The sequence below is a fragment of the Pseudoduganella sp. OTU4001 genome (assembly GCF_038440195.1).
Lineage (GTDB): Bacteria > Pseudomonadota > Gammaproteobacteria > Burkholderiales > Burkholderiaceae_D > Rugamonas.
In genome coordinates this window covers 22,329-39,393 of sequence record NZ_JASATG010000019.1, presented here as the reverse complement: position 1 = coordinate 39,393, position 17,065 = coordinate 22,329, and the positions used below count along the sequence as shown (strand labels likewise).

Here is a 17,065-nt window from a genome sequence, read left to right as displayed (position 1 = left end):
CGGTTTACCGGTTCAGAACAGCTCGTTCTTCACAGCATCCTTCTGCTTTTCCTCCGCCGGCGTGCCGCGGGTCGCGCCTTCCAGGCTGTCGACACCGACGCCCGGCGGATTCTCCGCATAGTAATACTCCCCATCCTGGGCGATGATGCCCTCCGGTACTGGGCGTTCCTCAATCGGAACAGACTTGAGCGCCTTGGCCATATAGCCGATCCAGATCGGCAGGGCCAGGCCGCCGCCGGTTTCCTTATTGCCCAGGTTCTTCGGCTGGTCGAAACCGATCCACGCCACGCCCACCAGTTTCGGCTGGTAGCCGGCAAACCAGGCGTCGATCGAATCGTTGGTGGTGCCGGTCTTGCCCGCGATATCCGGCCGCTTCAGAGACAGCGCGCGGGTCGCGGTACCGAAGCGCACCACATCCTTCATCATCGAGTCCATCAGGAAGGCATTGCGCTCGTCGATCACGCGGTTCTTCTCGTCGCCGGCGCGGTCCGGATTGGCCTGCGACAGCACCTTGCCGTTGGCATCGGTCACCTTGGCGATCAGGTAAGGCGACACCTTATAGCCGCCGTTGGCAAACACCGCGTAGGCGCCCGCCATCTGCATCGGCGTCACCCCGCCCGCGCCGAGCGCCAGGGTCAGGTAAGGCGGGTTGCGCTCAGAATCGAAACCGAAGCGGGTGGTGTATTCCTGGCCGTACTTGGCGCCGATACGGTTCAGGATGCGGATCGAGACCATGTTCTTGGACTTGGTCAGGCCGCGCCGCATGCTCATCGGCCCCTCATACTTGCCGTCGTAGTTCTTCGGCTCCCACGCCTGGCCGCCGGTCTGGCCGGCGTCGAAGGAAATCGGCGCGTCATTGATCAGGGTGGCCGGCGACAGGCCGCGCTCCAGCGAAGCCGAGTAGATGAACGGCTTGAAGGAGGAGCCCGGCTGGCGCCAGGCCTGGGTCACGTGGTTGAACTTGTTGCGGTTGTAGTCGAAGCCGCCCACCATGGCCTTGATCGCGCCGTCCTCGGTGTTGGCGGCGATGAAGGCCGATTCCACTTCCGGCATCTGGGTGATCTGCCAGTCCTTGCCTTCCTGCATGACGCGGATCACGGCGCCGCGGCGGATGCGCTTGTTCGGCGGGTTCTTGTCCGACAGCCAGTTCTTGCCCATGGCCAGGCCGGCGCCGGTGATGCTGATCTCTTCGCCCGAAGCGGTCACCGCCACCACCTTGTCGGCCGCCGCGCTCAGCACCATGGCGGCGACGATATTGTCGCTGTCCGGGTGCTCGGCCAGTTCGGTTTCCACGATCTCGTCGGCCTCCGACTTGTTGGCCGGGAGGTCGACATAGGCTTCCGGGCCGCGGTAAGGGTGGCGGCGTTCGTATTCCATCACGCCGCTGCGCAGCGCCAGGTAGGCGGCATCCTGGTCGGCCTTGGTAATCGTGGTGAACACGTTCAGGCCGCGCGTATAGGTCTCTTCCTTGAATTGCTCGTAGACCAGCTGGCGCGCCATTTCCGCAACATATTCGGCATGCACGCCAAATTCGCTGCTATCGGTTTTCACTTTTAGTTGTTCAACTTTCGCCGCTTCGTACTGGGCAGGCGTAATATAGCCAAGCGAAGCCATGCGCTGCAGGATGTACTGCTGGCGCACCTTGGCGCGCTTCGGGTTGACCACCGGGTTGTAGGCCGAAGGCGCTTTAGGCAGGCCCGCCAGCATGGCCGCTTCGGCCACGCTAATGTCTTTCAGGTTCTTGCCGAAGTAGATTTGGGCGGCCGACGAAAAGCCGTAGGCCCGCTGCCCCAGGTAGATCTGGTTCATATAGACCTCCAGAATCTGGTCCTTGGTCAGGTTCTGTTCGATCTTCCAGGCCAGCAGCGCCTCGTACGCCTTGCGTTTGAACGTCTGCTCGCTGGAGAGGAAGAAGTTGCGCGCTACCTGTTGCGTAATCGTCGAGGCACCCTGGCGGCTGCTGCTGGTCGCATTGTGCAGCGCGGCGCGCAGGATGCCCCAGTAATCCAGGCCACCGTGTTCGTAGAAATTATTGTCCTCGGCGGCCAGCACCGACTTCTTCATGACGTCGGGGATGTCCTTGATATGCACCAGGTTGCGGCGCTCTTCGCCGAACTCGCCGATCAGCACATTGTCGGCCGAGTAGATGCGCAGCGGCATTTTCGGCCGGTAGTCGGTAATGGTCTCGAGCGAGGGCAGGTTGGGGTAGGCCATGGCCAGGCCGAACACCACCAGCAAGACGCCGGCCAGGATCAGGCCCAGCAGGGAAATCAGGGCCATCAGCAAAAAGCCCTTGGGCGATTTTTTCACCGGGGCGTCAGGGGTATTTGCAGTCATACGCAGCTTCACTAGGTTTTATGCAAGGCATTATAAATGAGGGGCCTGTCCCCAGCGCGCACCTGATCTCCGGAAATATTTACGGTGAGTAACAAAACAACTTAGTTATTTGATATGCCATAAATTGCAAGTTTTAGTGTGGCGAAACCCTCACAAAACGGTAATCGTGCACAGGAGAAATACCTTTACATCGCTTGTGCAATGTTGCTAGCATCTAATGTACTGTCTCATGTTTGCCGTCTAAACACGGGTTTTTAAACGAATTTGGATATGTAAATGTCTATGGAGTTGTCAGGAGTGCATCCATGTCATTGGACCTGAAAGCCCTGTTTGGCGGCGCCCAGGCGCCTCTGGTTGGCCTTGATATCAGCACCTCGAGCGTGCGCCTGGTGGAGTTGTCCGATGCGGGCAAGGACGGGGTGCGCCTTGAGCGCTGCGCCTCGGAACCGTTGCCGCGCGGCGCGGTCGCCGACGGCAATATCGAGAATATGGAGCAAGTGGTCGAGGCGGTGCGCCGCCTGGTCAAGAAAAGCGGCACGCGCGCCAAGCATGTGGCGCTGGGCATGCCGCCTGCTTCCGTCATTACCAAGAAAATCGTGCTGCCCTCCGGTATGAGCGAAGAGCAGCTGGAAGTGCAGGTCGAATCCGAAGCGGCCCAGTACATCCCGTTTGCACTCGACGAGGTGAGCCTGGACTTCGACGTGCTCGGCCCGGTCTCCAGCTCGACCGACGATATTGAAGTCATGCTGGCGGCGGCGCGCCGCGAAAAAGTCGAGGACCGCGTGGCGATCGTCGAATCGGCCGGCATGAAGGCGCAGGTGATGGATATCGAATCCTACGCCGCGCGCGCCGCGCTGGACCGCATCACGGCCCAGATGCCCGACGGCGGCGCCGGCCAGGTGATCGCGCTGTTCCAGATCGGCGCGGTATCGACCCAGATTTCCGTCATGCTGGACGGCGTCACCGTGTACGAGCGCGAACAGCCGTTCGGCGGCAATTCGCTGACCCAGGACATCGTGCGTTCCTACGGCCTGGCTTTCGAAGAAGCCGAGGCGCGCAAGAAGACCGGCGACCTGCCGGAGAACTACCAGTCCGACGTGCTCGGCCCCTGGCTGGAAGGCGCGGCGCTGGAAGTGACGCGCGCTATCCAGTTCTTCTTCACCTCGACGCCGTTCACCAAGATCGACCAGATTTTCCTGGCCGGCGGCTGCGCCGTGCTGCCAGGCCTGCTCGAAATAATCGCCGGCCGTACCCGAATTTCCAGCGCCGTGGTCTCGCCGTTCAAGGGCATGCAGCTGGCTTCCGGCGTGCGTGAACAGGCGCTGCGCGGCGACGCGCCTGCTTACCTGGTGGCCTGCGGACTTGCTATGCGGAGGTTCGGCTGATGATACGCATTAACCTGCTCCCGCACCGGGAGGAAAAACGCAAGCTGCGCAAGAAGGCCTTCGTGGCCTTGCTGACGCTGGGCGGCGTGGTGGGCGCGGCCATCGTGCTGCTGGTCAGCGGCTACAACGCGCGCTCGATCTCGATCCAGAACCAGCGCAACGACGTGCTGAAGTCCTCGATCGCCGAACTGGATAAGAAGATCGCGGAAATCTCCACCCTGCGCCAGGAAATCGATGCGCTGAAAGCGCGCCAGCAGGCGGTGGAAGATTTGCAGGCCGACCGCAACCAGCCGGTCTACCTGATGGACGAACTGGTCAAGCAAACCCCGCCCGGCGTCTACCTGCGCACCGTCAAGCAGGAAAACCTGAAAGTCACGCTGACCGGCAATGCCCAGTCGCAGGAGCGCGTCTCCGAACTGCTGCGCAACCTGTCGGGCAATTCGCCGTGGCTGGAACGTCCCGACCTGGTCGAAGTCAAATCCGGCACGCTGGGCAACCCCAACAACAAGGCCAGCGCCCGCAAGATTGTCGAATTCCAGCTGTCGGTCATGATCAAGCGTCCGCGCGACAAGGACGAAAACCCGGACGGCAAGCCGGGCGCCAAGGGCGCCAAGCCAGCCGCCGCCAAGTCCTGAGAGCATAACCATGGCAACTGATCTGAAACAAATCGGGGAATCGCTCAGCGCCCAGTTCAGGAACCTGAACGGCGTGCATCCGGGCTTGTGGCCCATCGTGCCGCGCTTGCTGTGCGCCGTTGGCGTCGGCGCGCTGGTGGTGCTGGCCGGCTATTTCGGCTACTGGGAATCGCAGTACGAGGAGCTGGAGCTGGGCGAGCAGGCGGAAGTGAAGCTGCGCGACGAATACCGCATGAAGATGGGCCAGGCGGTCAACCTGGAAGAACTCAAGCGCCAGAAAGAGCAAGTCGACAAATACGTGGTGCAGATGGAGAAGCAGCTGCCGGGCAAAGCCGAAATGGCGGCCCTGCTGTCCGACATCAACCAGGCCGGCACCGGCCGTGGCCTGACCTTCGACCTGTTCAAGCCGAACCGGGTCGACGTCAAGGAGTACTACGCCGAGCAGCCGATCGAACTGCGCGTCACCGGCAGCTACCACGACCTGGGCGCCTTTGCCGGCGACCTGGCGGGCATGGCGCGTATCGTTACCCTGAACAACGTCTCGCTCGACACCAAGAGCCGCGAAGGCAGGGAACTGGGCGGCGGCCAGCTGCAGCTGAACGCGATCGCCAAGACCTTCCGCTACCTCGACCCTGAAGAAGTGGCCGAGCAGCGCAAGATTGCCAACGAGAAGAAGAAAAAAGGAGCGAAATAATGAAAAAATTCGCCCCTCTGGCCTGCGCCCTCCTGCTGAGCGCTTGCGGCGACAGCGACGTGCAGCAAGTGCGCACCTGGATGAAGGAAGTCGAGTCGCAAACCCGGCCGACCGTCAAGCCGCTGCCGGAACCGAAAACCTTCACGCCGTTCGCCTATGCCGCCAATGATGCGCTCGACCCGTTCAACGCCAGCAAGCTGCTGACCGAACTGGCCAAGTCCCGTCCCGGCGGCGCCCAGGCGCCCGACCAGAACCGCCGCAAGGAGTTCCTGGAGAGCTTCCCGCTCGATGCGATGAAGATGGTCGGCACCATTGAAAAGAACCGCGTGATGTACGGACTGCTGCAGATCGACCGCACCGTCTACCAGGTCAGGACCGGCCAGTACGCCGGACAGAATTACGGATTGATCACCGGGGTCGACGAAGACGCGATCACGGTGAGGGAAATTGTTCAGGATGCGGCCGGCGATTGGGTCGAGCGCATATCGAAGCTGGAACTGCAGGAAAGTAAGGAGAGCTCCAAATGATCGCCATCAGAACCGTGAAGCGCCTTTGCCGCCAGGTAGGCGTCGTGCTGGCGCTGGCCGGCAGCGCAGCCGTGGCGCAGGCCCAGCAAGGCAACGCGATCGAATCGATCACGGCCAACCAGCAGGGCAGCAATGTGATCGTGAAGATCCAGATGAAGGACGCGCCGGAAAAGCTGCCGATCGGCTTTGCCATCACCAATCCCGCGCGTATTGCGCTGGACTTCGGCGCCACCAGCAACGGCACCGGCAAGACCAGCCAGGAAATCAACCTGGGCGACCTGGCCAGCGTGAACGTGGTGCAGGCGGGCGACCGTTCGCGCCTGGTGTTCAACCTGAAACGCACGCTGAACTATGCCACCGCCATCGACGGCAAGGCCGTGATCCTGACCATCGATTCTTCCGGCGGCGTGGCGCAGGCGGTTGACGCGCGCGGCCTGCCGGTGGCAGCCGAAGCGGCGCCGGCCCCGAAAGGCAAGCAACAGCTGCGCGATATCGATTTCCGCCGCGGCACCAATGGTGAAGGCCGCGTCGTGATCGACCTGCCGAACAACCAGGTCGCGGTCGACGTGCGCCAGACCGCCACCGGCGTGGTGGTGGACTTCCTCAAGACCGGCCTGCCGGAAACGCTGCGCCGCCGCCTGGACGTGACCGATTTCGGCACCCCGGTCAGCCGCGTCACCACCGTGCCGCAGGGCGACAATGTGCGCATGACCGTGGAAGCGCACGGCCTGTGGGAACAGAGCGTGTACCAGAGCGACACCCAGCTGGTGGTCGACGTCAAGCCGATCAAGGAAGACCCGAACAAGCTGGTGCAAGGCTCGCAAGGCTACCGCGGCGAGAAGCTGTCGTTCAACTTCCAGAACGTGGAAGTGCGCGCCGCGCTGCAGGCCATTGCCGACATCTCCGGCCTGAACATCATCACCAGCGACAGCGTGGGCGGCAACCTGACCCTGCGCCTGAAGGAAGTGCCGTGGGACCACGCGCTGGACGTGGTGCTGCAGGCCAAGGGCCTGGACATGCGCAAGAACGGCAACGTGCTGTGGATCGCGCCGAAGGAAGAGCTGCTGACCAAGGAAAAGCTGGAGCTGGAGCAGCGCGCCCAGATCGCCGACCTGGAGCCGCTCAAGTCTGAGATCTTCCAGCTGAACTACCAGAAAGCGGAAGCGTTCAAGACCGTGTTCGGCATCGACGGCGGCGACGCCAAGAACCGCATCCTGTCCAAGCGCGGCAGCGCCATCATCGAACCGCGCACCAACCAGCTGTTCGTGACCGACATCGCCTCCAAGCTGGAAGAAGTGCGCAAACTGATCCAGAAGACCGACGTCGCTACCAAGCAGGTGCTGATCGAAGCGCGCATCGTGGAAGCGTCCGACACCTTCACCCGCACCCTGGGCGCCAAGCTGGGCTTCGCCGACATGCGCGGCATCCGCGGCGGCGACGCCGGCTGGCAGCTGGGCAACGGCAACAACCGCCTGGCCATTTCCGGCAACCAGAACGGCGTAGGCCAGGCCACCGGTGTGGTGCGCGTGGACGACGCCTCCGCCTTCGGCAATACCCAGTTCATCAACCTGCCGGCGGCCGGCATCGGCGGCGCGCAGGCCGGCAGCCTGGCGATCAGCCTGTTCAACTCGGCCGCCAACCGCTTCCTGAACCTGGAACTGTCGGCGCTGGAAGCCGATGGCGCCGGCAAGGTGATTTCCAGCCCGCGCGTGGTGACCGCTGACAAGACGGCCGCCATCATCGAGCAGGGTATCGAACTGCCGTACCAGGTGGCCACCTCCAGCGGCGCGACCTCGATCGTGTTCCGCAAGGCCAACCTGAAGCTGGACGTGGTGCCGCAGATTACCCCGGACGGCAATGTGGTGCTGGACGTGGACGTGACCAAGGATTCCGTGGCGCAGGAGACCCGCGCCGGCTTCGCGATCGACAACAAGCACGTGAAAACCCAGGTGATGGTGGAGAACGGCGGCACCGTGGTGCTGGGCGGTATCTACCAGCAGATCGAGCGCAACACCACGGCCAAGGTGCCGCTGCTGGGTGATGTGCCGGTGCTGGGCAACCTGTTCAAATCGAATTCGCGTACCAATGACAAGACCGAGCTGCTGGTCTTCATTACGCCAAAGATCGTTACCGACCGCCTGTCCGCGCGTTGAGACGAAGCTCCAGTGTCATCAGAAAAAGGGTAAGAGAAATGACGAACGTGTTACGAAAACTGTCGGGCTGGGTGGGGGCATTCGCCTGCGCCAGCCTGCTGGCCGCCTGCGGCGGCGGTGGCGGCTCGCCGGGGGCGACGCCGAACAATCCCGATCCGACCGCGCCGAAGGCCGCCACCATCGTGGTGAGCGCCAGCGCCGGCACTATCGCTTCGTCCGGCCAGGACGGCACCGAAGTCACTTTGACCGCCCAGGTCAAGGACGCCAACAACCGCGCCGTGCCCGGCGCCACCGTGGTGTTCAAGGCCAGCTCCGGCAGCATCAGCACCAGCGGCGGCGTGACCGACTCCAATGGCCTGGTCACTGAAAAACTGAGCACCAAGGGCGATGCGACGCTGCGCGACATCAAGATCTCGGCCAGCGTGGGCAGCGTTACCTCCAATGAAATCGTGGTCAAGGTGGTGCAGGCGACGCAGTCGCTGACCCTGACCACCGATTCCGGCACCCTGACTTCGTCCGGCGCGGCCGGTTCGGAAGTGACGGTGACCGCGCTGGTGCGCGACTCCAACAATTCCGTGATGCCGGGCGTGCGCGTCGACCTGGCGGTCGATAGCGGCAGCCTGACCGCCGGCACCCGCATCACCGACAGCAAGGGCGTGGTCACCGAGAAGCTCTCCACCGGCAATGACGCCACCTCGCGCGTGATCCGCATTACCGGCACCCTGGCCGGCCTGGCGCCGGTGACCACCACCGTGGCGGTGGTCGGCACCACCGTCAAGGTGACCGCCAACCCGACCGTCAACGTCGGCAGCAGCACCGACGTCACCGTGAAGCTGACCGACAGCGCCGGCAACGCGCTGGCCAACAAGCCGGTCACCTTCAGCTCGACCGCCAATACGCTGGCAGTCAAGGGCGGCGGCACGGCCGTGACCGATGCGGGCGGCCAGCTCACGCTGCGCTATACCGCAACCGCCGTCCCGGCCGGCGGCAAGGACGTCATTACCGTGCGTTCGATGGGCGAAAGCGCGTCGACTGAAGTGCTGGTCAGCTCGGCCAACTTCACCGTCGCGACCGTCAGCGGCGCCGCGGTGGCCAACATCAACACCTGCATCCCGCTGCGCGTGCACAGCGACAATGCCGGCGCGCCGACCAGCGGCTCGGTGATGGTGGCGTCCTCGCGCGGCACGGTGTACACCGATGCCGCCTGCACCAGCCCGCAAAGCGTTGGCGTGCCGCTGTCGGGCGGCGACGCCGTACTGTATGTGCGCGCCACCAGCCCGGGCATCGCGACCCTGACCGCCAATATCGTCGGCGGCGGCACCGCCCAGGGCGCGCTGGAATTCGTGGCGCCGCTGCTGGCTTCTTCCACCATCACGGTGCAGTCCGATCCTGCCGTAGTGGGCGCCAATACCGTCGGCAGCACGTCGCAGCAAGCCACCATCCGCGCCGTGGTGCGCGATGGCACGGCAGCCAACAACCTGGTCAAGAATGCCGTGGTGACCTTCAGCATCGTCAGCGACGCCAGCGGCGGTTCGCTGACCCAGCCGGCACAGGTTGCCACCGGCAGCGACGGCTCGGCCAGCGTGAGCTATATCGCCGGCACCTCCGCCACCGCGCTCGATGGCGTGGTGATCAGCGCCCAATTGCAAGGCGCTTCGACCGCGTCGGCCACCACCCGCCTGACCGTGTCGAAGAAATCGCTGTTCATTTCGGCCGGCACCGGCCGCGAAGTCGCCACCCCGAGCGTCACCACCTATTCCAAGGAATACACGGTGCTGGTGGTCGACGCCAGCGGCAACGCGGTACCGGGCGTCAACGTCACCGCCTCCGTGTGGCCGCGCCACTTCCGCAAGGGATCCCTGGTGTTCCCATTGCCGGATGGTCCATGGACGCTGCCGTTCCGTGCCGACACCGTCAATGGCGTGACCACCCTGACGCTGCCTTTCGCCTGCCCGAACGAAGACGCCAACAGGAATGGCGTCTTGGATAGCGGCGAAGACAGGAACGGCAACGGCAGGCTCGATCCGGGCATCCCGGTCGCGGTCACCTCGAGCGGCACCACCAATGCCGAGGGCCGCGCCACCGTGACGCTGACCTATGCCCGCGACCGTGCCCTGTGGACCGGCGTGGACCTGACCATCCGCGGCCAGGTGTCCGGCTCCGAGGCCACCTACGTTTCCTATATCCCGATCCTGCCGGGCGCTTCGCCTGATTACACCGCTGCCACGTCTGCACCGCCAGGCGCCATCAGCCCATATGGCGAAACCAACACCTTCTCGGCCTCGGACTGCAATATCGCGAATTGAGCTATCATGCGTGAATGCAAAATGTTTACTTAGTTGGGTTGATGGGGGCGGGCAAGACGACCATCGGTCGTCAGCTCGCCCGCAAGCTGGGGCTTCGATTCGTAGATTCCGACCACGAAATCGAAAGCCGCACCGGCGCCTCCATCCCGTGGATCTTCGAAATTGAAGGCGAAGCTGCCTTCCGCCGGCGCGAAGCGGACGTCATCCGCGACCTGACCAACCAGCAAGGCCTGGTGCTGGCCACCGGCGGCGGCGCCATCCTCAACGAAGGCAGCCGCGCACTGCTCAAAGAGCGCGGCACCGTCATCTACCTGCGTGCATCGATCAATTCGATCCTGGCCCGCACGGCGCACGACAAGAACCGGCCCCTGTTGCAAACGGCCGATCCCCGCAAGAAACTGGAAGAACTGCTGGCGCAGCGCGAGCCGCTGTACATGGAGATGGCCGACCTGGTCATCGACACCGGCCGTCCCAACGTACAATCGATGGTGCAGACCATCATCAACCAGCTGGACGCCCTGGCCTGCCAGGCTGCGCCCAACTGCGCCACCACCGCACAAGCCGTCATGATTGAAAAGATCCTGCTCAACGTCGATCTGGAGGAACGCAGCTACCCGATCGCCATTGGCCCGTCCCTGCTGGACGACGCCAGCCTGCTGCCCAAATACGTCGGCGGCAAGAAGGTCGCCATCATTTCCAACGAAACCGTGGCTCCGCTCTACATGGAGCGGGTGCGCGCGCCGCTGGCTGCCGCCGGCAAGGAAGTGATCGAGGTGGTGCTGCCGGACGGCGAACAGCACAAGCACTGGGAATCGCTGATGAAGGTGTTCGATGCGCTGCTGGCCAACAAGGCCGACCGCAAGACCACCCTGGTGGCCCTGGGCGGCGGCGTGATCGGCGACATGACCGGTTACGCGGCGGCGTCCTATATGCGCGGCGTGGATTTTGTGCAGGTGCCGACCACCCTGCTGTCCCAGGTCGATTCCTCGGTGGGCGGCAAGACCGGCATCAACCACCCGCTGGGCAAGAACATGATCGGCGCCTTCTACCAGCCGAAAGCGGTGATCGCCGATACCGCCACGCTGGAAACCCTGCCGGCGCGCGAGCTGTCGGCCGGCCTGGCGGAAGTGATCAAGTATGGCTGCATCATCGACGTGCCGTTCTTCGAATGGATCGAAGCCAATATCGGCCTGCTGATGGCGCGCGACAAGGGTGCGCTGGCCTACGCCATTGCGCGCTCCTGCGAAATCAAGGCCGACGTGGTGCGCCAGGATGAACGCGAAGGCGGCCTGCGTGCGATCCTGAATTTCGGCCACACCTTTGGCCACGCCATCGAGGCCGGCATGGGCTACGGCGCCTGGCTGCACGGCGAGGCGGTCGGTTGCGGCATGGTGATGGCGGCCGACCTGTCGCAGCGCCTGGGCTTTATCGATGCAGCGGCGGTGGAGCGCATCCGCGACCTGGTGGCCGCTGCCGGCCTGCCGGTCGTGGCGCCGGACCTCGGCACCGAGCGCTGGCTGGAGCTGATGGAGGTGGACAAGAAGAACGAGGGCGGGGCGATCAAGTTCATCCTGCTCGACCCGCTCGGCAAAGCGCGCATCACGACCGCCCCGCAGGACGTGCTGCTGCAAACCCTGGAAGCCTGCACGGAGTAAACATTGGAAGAGACGCTCGCCCCCTACGCAGCACATTCTGACAAGGGGCGCGGCCGCCGCTTCCCCGAAACCCCGCACGCCTCGCGCTCGCAGTTCCAGCGCGACCGCGACCGCATCATCCATTCGACCGCCTTCCGCCGGCTCGAATACAAGACCCAGGTCTTCCTCAACCACGAGGGAGACCTGTTCCGCACCCGCCTCACGCACAGCCTGGAAGTGGCGCAGATCGGCCGCTCGCTGGCGCGCAACCTGCGCCTGAACGAAGACCTGGTGGAAGCCATCGCCCTGGCGCACGACCTGGGCCACACGCCGTTCGGCCACGTGGGCCAGGACGTGCTGCACGAATGCATGAAGGAGCATGGCGGCTTCGAGCACAACCTGCAAAGCCTGCGCGTGGTGGATGTGCTGGAAGAGCAGTACGGCGCCTTCGATGGCCTGAACCTGATGTTCGAAACGCGCGAAGGCATCCTGAAGCACTGCTCGCTGAACAATGCGCGCCTGCTGGGCGACGTGGCGCAGCGCTTCCTCGACAAGACGCAACCCTCGCTGGAAGCGCAGCTGACCAACCTGGCCGACGAAATCGCCTACAACAGCCACGATATCGACGACGGCCTGCGTTCCGGCCTGATCACCATCGCCCAGCTGGAGGAAGTGGAATTCTTCGGCCGCCTGTGGCGCGAAGTGCAGGGCGCGCATCCCGGCCTGTCCGGCCGCCGTGCGATCTATGAAACGCTGCGCCGCCTGATCACCGCCCTGGCCGACAACCTGATCGCCACCTCGCTCGAGCGCATCGCGCAGCACGCGCCGCAGAGCATGGACGACGTGCGCGCCGCGCCGCCGCTGATCCGCTTTTCCGACCAGATGCGCAAGGACGCCACGGAGCTGAAACGCTTCCTGCACGAGAACCTGTACCGGCACTACAAGGTCAACCGCATGCGCCTGAAGGCCAGCCGCATGGTGCGCGAGCTGTACGACGCCTTCACCGCCGCGCCCGAGCTGCTGCCGCTCGACTACCGCACCGAACGCGGCGACGCCACCGCCCAGGCGCGCCGCATCGCCGACTACATCGCCGGCATGACCGACCGCTACGCCATCGCCGAACACCGCCGCATCTATTCCCTCGAGGACCTTTGACATGTCTCAAGTTGAATCGTGCATGGGCTTGCTTGAACTTCGCCCGGGAATGAGTGACCATAAAACGTAAGGTCCCTCAACCCGGCGGAGGCATTATGGTCGATGAGCAAGAAGATGCCAGGATAAACAATGAGCGCAGGATGGCCGCAATTGAATGCGATGTCGCAGTCATCAAGTCCAACTACGCAACGAAGGAAGATATCGCCCGCCTCGAGACGCAGATAGCGCGCATGGAAACGCGCATGGTCAAATGGATGAGTGCCGCGCTGGCCGGCAGTCTTGTGGCCGCAATTGGTACGGCCATTAATATGGCAAAGCTATTTTCCGGATAAGCGCCATCAAAACATGCGCGCCTGGCTGCGCTCGCCCAGCAGGTCGAGCAGCAGCTTCTTGATCGGCGCCGGCAGTGCTGCGTCGGGCAGGGCGGCGGCGTCGAGCCATTGGTAGCGGTCTTCGCCGGCCAAAGCGGCGCGGCTGGAGAGCGTGACCAGCAACGGGTGGATGTGCAGCTTGTAGTGGGTGAAGACGTGCACCACCGGCAGCAGGCGTTCCAGCGATTCCATGACGCCAAAGGCGCTCGCAGCAGCGGCCACGGCCGCATCGGACGGCGCGCCGGCGTGCGCATCGGCGTCCGTGGCGAGGGCCTGGTGGCCGGCCAGCTCGGGCAGCGATAGCAGGCCGCCCCAGATGCCGGTGGCGGGACGCTGTTCGAGCAGCACCTGGCCGCGGTCGACCAGCAGCAGCATGTGCGCATTCTTTTCCGGCGTGGCTTTCTTCGGTTTGCGGATCGGCAGTTCGGCCGTGCGCCCGGTAGCGAAGGCGACGCAGCGCGCCTGCATCGGGCAGCGCTCGCAGGACGGGCTGCTGCGCGTGCACAGCGTGGCCCCCATGTCCATCAGGCCCTGCGTATAAGCCTCGATGCCCTCGGCAGGCGCCAGCGCCTCAGCGCGCGCCCACATCGCTTCCTCCGTTTTGCGTTCGCCGGGATAAGTGTCGATGCCGAATACGCGCGCGAAAACGCGCTTCACATTGCCGTCCATGATCGCCGCGCGGCGCCCGGCGGAAAAGGCGGCAATCGCAGCCGCGGTGGAGCGGCCGATGCCCGGCAGCTCGGCCAGCAAGGCCGGATCGGAAGGGAACACGCCGCCATACTCGGCCACCACGCGCTGCGCGCACTTATGCAGGTTGCGCGCACGGGTGTAATAACCCAGGCCCGCCCACTGCGCCATCACGTCTTCAACAGGAGCGGCGGCAAGGGAGGCCAGGGTAGGGAAGCGCTCCAGGAAGCGCGCGTAATAACCCAGCACCGCCGAAACCTGCGTCTGCTGCAGCATGATTTCTGACAGCCACACCAGGTAGGCATCGCGGGTGTTTTGCCAAGGCAGGTCGTGGCGCCCATGCTGTTTCTGCCACGCGACCAGGTCGGCCGCGAAGCTTGGATCTTCGTACTGCACTTACGCCGCCGCCTCCAATACAACAGGTTCGGCCGCGATCGCATCGTTGATGGCCGCCGCCAGCGCCGCCAGCTTGGCTTTCTGCGCCTCCAGCGAGGCTTGCGAGGCTTCGAAGGCCTCGATCTTCTGTTCCAGCGTATCGGTCGCATCATGGATGCGCGCGATCGACGCCTGGCGGTGCTTCAGCTGCTCCTTGTGCTGGCGGATCTGCGCCTCCAGCGGCGCCATGATCACCTTCAGCCAGGCATCGGTGTCCGCATTGGCCGCCTTGAAACAGCGCTTCACAGCCGACGCCACGGAATCGAAGAAGCGCTCCATCAGCACCACGCGCGAGGTGGTCAGCATGGTGGCGGTGCCGAACTGCTTCTCATAGATGCCGTACGCCTCGTTGATCTCATCGCGGTACTTGGCCAGCGAGAAGGCCATCGGCAGGGCCAGCGCCAGGCCGTGCTCGGCGGAGAACTTCTTGTACATGGTTTCCATCATGCTGCGGATCTCTTCGATCTTGCGCTCCGACTCGTCCAGGTTGGCGTGGATGCTGTCGAAGTAGCCGGCGATCGCATCGCGCAGGCCGGTGGTGAAGCGGCTCGACTGCATGCCCGCACGTGCCTTCACCAGGCTGTCGCGCAGCACATCCATGCCCAGGCTGGAATACAGCTCGGTGGACAGGCGCGTGAACACCGCGCGCGTGGCCTGCAGCTTGAACAGGCTCTCGTCGAATTCCTTCTTCTCCGCTTCCACCCGGCGCGCCATGTGCGCGATCACGGTCTGGTTCTTGCCGCGCAGGCCTTTCAGCTCCAGCAGTTGTTCGACGATGCCGCGCGTCCTGGCCGACAGCGCCGCATACTGCGCCCCGCTCAGCGCCGTCAGTTCGTCGCCCAGGCGGCGGCGGATGATGTCCTTCTTGGCCGGGATCAGCTCGTTGAACAAAGCGCTTTCCAGCTGCTTCATGCGGCTCTTGTGCACCAGGTCGTGGTCGCCGGTGATCTTGCCCACCAGCGCCTTCTGCGCAGACACCGGGAACACCTGGCGCGCATCAAGGCCCAGCATGTGCGCCGCATGGTCCTGCTGGCGCAGGATCTCGGCATCGATTTCCGCCTCGGTGCGCAGCGGGTCCCACATCGAATCGATCTTGTTCAGCACCACCATGCGGCCGGCGCCGTTGCCGATATGCGTGCGCCACACTTCGATATCGCTCTTGGTCACGCCGGTATCGGCGGCCAGGATGAACAGCACCGCATGCGCGTGCGGGATCAGGTTCAGCGTCAGTTCCGGCTCGGTACCAATCGCATTCAGGCCCGGCGTATCGAGGATCACCAGGCCCTGTTTCAGCAGCGGGTGCGGGAAGTTGATGATGGCGTGGCGCCAGCGCGAAATCTCGACCAGGCCATCGCTATCGAGCGTGACCGGCATATCGGGATCGTTCTCGTCGTACAGGCCGTAGCGCTTGGCCTCTTCCACCGGCACGTGGCGGGTCAGGCTGACCTGCTTGAATACTTCCTGCATATGCTCCGGCGAATCGAGCTGCAGCGGCAGCACGGTCCAGGCGTGCGGATCGTCGCGGTAATCGCTGGTGGACAGGTTCTCCGCGCGCGTTTCGATCGGCAGCAGGCGGATGCAGGCGGGGTAGGCCGGGTCGTACATCAGCTCGGTCGGGCACATGGTGGTGCGGCCGGCCGCCGAAGGCAGGATGCGTTGGCCGAAGTCGGCAAAGAAAATGGAATTGATGAGCTCAGATTTACCGCGCGAGAATTCCGCCACAAACGCCACCGACAGCTTGTCGTCGGACAGCTTGGACAGCGTGCGCGCCAGGCGCTGCTCGGTCGCCGCGTCGGCCAGGTCGGCCTGCACGACCCAGTCGCGGTAGTTTGCAACAGCGCCGATCACGCCCTGGCGCCATGCGCTGTATTGTTCGAGGTCCCTTACCATTTCTGTTTATCTCGTTATTTCTGGCAGTTTACACAATAAAAAGTGGAACGCTGGCCCTGCTTGATCTGGCGTACAGGCGCGCCGCACAGGCGGCAGGGCACACCAGCACGATCATAGACGAAATATGACTGCTGGAAATACCCAGATTGTCCATTTACGCTGATAAAGTCGCGCAAAGTGCTGCCACCCTGAACAATTGCCTCGGCCAGCACGTCGCGGATCGCCTGCGCCAGGCGGTCGTAGCGGGCCGCGCTGATGCGGTTGGCCGCCGTCTTCGGGTTGATGCCGGCGCGGAACAGGCTTTCCGAACAGTAGATATTGCCAACGCCCACCACGATATCGCCCGCGATCAGCACCTGCTTGATGGCGGCGCTGCGGGTGCGGGTCTGCTCGAACAGCAGCTTGCCCGAAAACGCCGGGCCCAGCGGCTCTACGCCCAGGCCGCGCAGCAGGCTATGTTCCTCCAGGTCGCCATCTGCGGCCGGGTGCCATAGCACGGCGCCGAAGCGGCGCGGGTCGGTCATGCGCAGCACGTGTACGCCATCCACGCCTTCCACGGTCATGTCGAAATGATCATGCTTTTCCGGTGGGATGCCGGTCGGCAGCACGCGCAGGTGGCCACTCATGCCCAAATGGATGATCAATGTGCCATGTTCGAACTGCACCAGCAGGTACTTGCCGCGGCGGTCGGTGGCGGCCACGCGGCGCCCGGCCAGGACGGCAGGCAAGTCATCCGGGAAGGGCCAGCGCAAGCCTTCGCGGCGCAGTACGACCTCGCGCACAATGCGGCCCTCGATATGCGGCGCGACACCGCGCCGGGTGACTTCAACTTCTGGTAATTCAGGCATGGGGGTGG

13 protein-coding genes are annotated in these 17,065 nt (G+C 64.0%); 9 read left to right on the top strand and 4 right to left on the bottom strand.

The window, feature by feature from the left end:
* Window positions 1-12 precede the first annotated feature (12 nt).
* Complete coding sequence (locus AAHE99_RS17345; protein WP_342118610.1) at window positions 13-2,337, bottom strand: penicillin-binding protein 1A; 2,325 nt, start codon at window positions 2,335-2,337, stop codon at window positions 13-15.
* 305 nt (window positions 2,338-2,642) lie between these two features.
* On the opposite strand from AAHE99_RS17345, the gene AAHE99_RS17340 reads away from it, so the two are divergent.
* The 9 genes from AAHE99_RS17340 (at window position 2,643) to AAHE99_RS17300 (ending at window position 13,158) form a co-directional block, all read left to right on the top strand.
* Complete coding sequence (locus AAHE99_RS17340) at window positions 2,643-3,722, top strand: pilus assembly protein PilM (RefSeq protein WP_342118609.1); 1,080 nt, start codon at window positions 2,643-2,645, stop codon at window positions 3,720-3,722.
* Window positions 3,722-4,357: a PilN domain-containing protein gene (locus AAHE99_RS17335; protein WP_342118608.1), complete on the top strand. Its 636-nt coding sequence runs from the start codon at window positions 3,722-3,724 to the stop codon at window positions 4,355-4,357. The genes AAHE99_RS17340 and AAHE99_RS17335 overlap by 1 nt, the downstream gene beginning before the upstream one ends.
* 10 nt (window positions 4,358-4,367) lie before the next feature.
* Window positions 4,368-5,051 (top strand): type 4a pilus biogenesis protein PilO, encoded by a 684-nt coding sequence (locus tag AAHE99_RS17330; RefSeq protein WP_342118607.1) that lies wholly within the window; start codon window positions 4,368-4,370, stop codon window positions 5,049-5,051.
* Window positions 5,051-5,578: a pilus assembly protein PilP gene (locus tag AAHE99_RS17325; protein ID WP_342118606.1), complete on the top strand. Its 528-nt coding sequence runs from the start codon at window positions 5,051-5,053 to the stop codon at window positions 5,576-5,578. The genes AAHE99_RS17330 and AAHE99_RS17325 overlap by 1 nt, the downstream gene beginning before the upstream one ends.
* Window positions 5,575-7,731 carry a type IV pilus secretin PilQ gene (pilQ, locus tag AAHE99_RS17320; RefSeq protein WP_342118605.1) on the top strand — a complete coding sequence of 719 codons (2,157 nt, stop codon included), beginning with the start codon at window positions 5,575-5,577 and terminating at the stop codon, window positions 7,729-7,731. Before AAHE99_RS17325 ends, pilQ begins: the two co-directional genes overlap by 4 nt.
* A gap of 38 nt (window positions 7,732-7,769) precedes the next feature.
* Window positions 7,770-10,037: an Ig-like domain-containing protein gene (locus AAHE99_RS17315; protein WP_342118604.1), complete on the top strand. Its 2,268-nt coding sequence runs from the start codon at window positions 7,770-7,772 to the stop codon at window positions 10,035-10,037.
* Between the two features lie 14 nt (window positions 10,038-10,051).
* Window positions 10,052-11,692 (top strand): bifunctional shikimate kinase/3-dehydroquinate synthase AroKB, encoded by a 1,641-nt coding sequence (gene aroKB / locus AAHE99_RS17310; protein WP_342118603.1) that lies wholly within the window; start codon window positions 10,052-10,054, stop codon window positions 11,690-11,692.
* Window positions 11,693-11,695: 3 nt separating this feature from the next.
* Window positions 11,696-12,826, top strand: coding sequence for a deoxyguanosinetriphosphate triphosphohydrolase (locus AAHE99_RS17305; RefSeq protein WP_342118602.1), 1,131 nt, complete (start codon window positions 11,696-11,698; stop codon window positions 12,824-12,826).
* Window positions 12,827-12,921: 95 nt separating this feature from the next.
* A complete protein-coding gene (locus tag AAHE99_RS17300; protein ID WP_342118601.1) occupies window positions 12,922-13,158 on the top strand; it encodes a hypothetical protein in 237 nt (78 codons plus the stop codon).
* Between the two features lie 6 nt (window positions 13,159-13,164).
* Here AAHE99_RS17300 and mutY read toward each other — a convergent pair whose 3' ends face one another.
* From mutY to mutM, 3 genes are read right to left on the bottom strand one after another with little or no spacing between them, the layout of a single operon-like run.
* Window positions 13,165-14,280 (bottom strand): A/G-specific adenine glycosylase, encoded by a 1,116-nt coding sequence (mutY, locus tag AAHE99_RS17295; protein WP_342118600.1) that lies wholly within the window; start codon window positions 14,278-14,280, stop codon window positions 13,165-13,167.
* Window positions 14,281-16,209 carry a dynamin family protein gene (locus AAHE99_RS17290; RefSeq protein ID WP_342118599.1) on the bottom strand — a complete coding sequence of 643 codons (1,929 nt, stop codon included), beginning with the start codon at window positions 16,207-16,209 and terminating at the stop codon, window positions 14,281-14,283.
* A 14-nt stretch (window positions 16,210-16,223) separates the two neighbouring features.
* Window positions 16,224-17,057 carry a bifunctional DNA-formamidopyrimidine glycosylase/DNA-(apurinic or apyrimidinic site) lyase gene (gene mutM / locus AAHE99_RS17285; RefSeq protein ID WP_342118598.1) on the bottom strand — a complete coding sequence of 278 codons (834 nt, stop codon included), beginning with the start codon at window positions 17,055-17,057 and terminating at the stop codon, window positions 16,224-16,226.
* Between the last annotated feature and the right edge of the window lie 8 nt (window positions 17,058-17,065).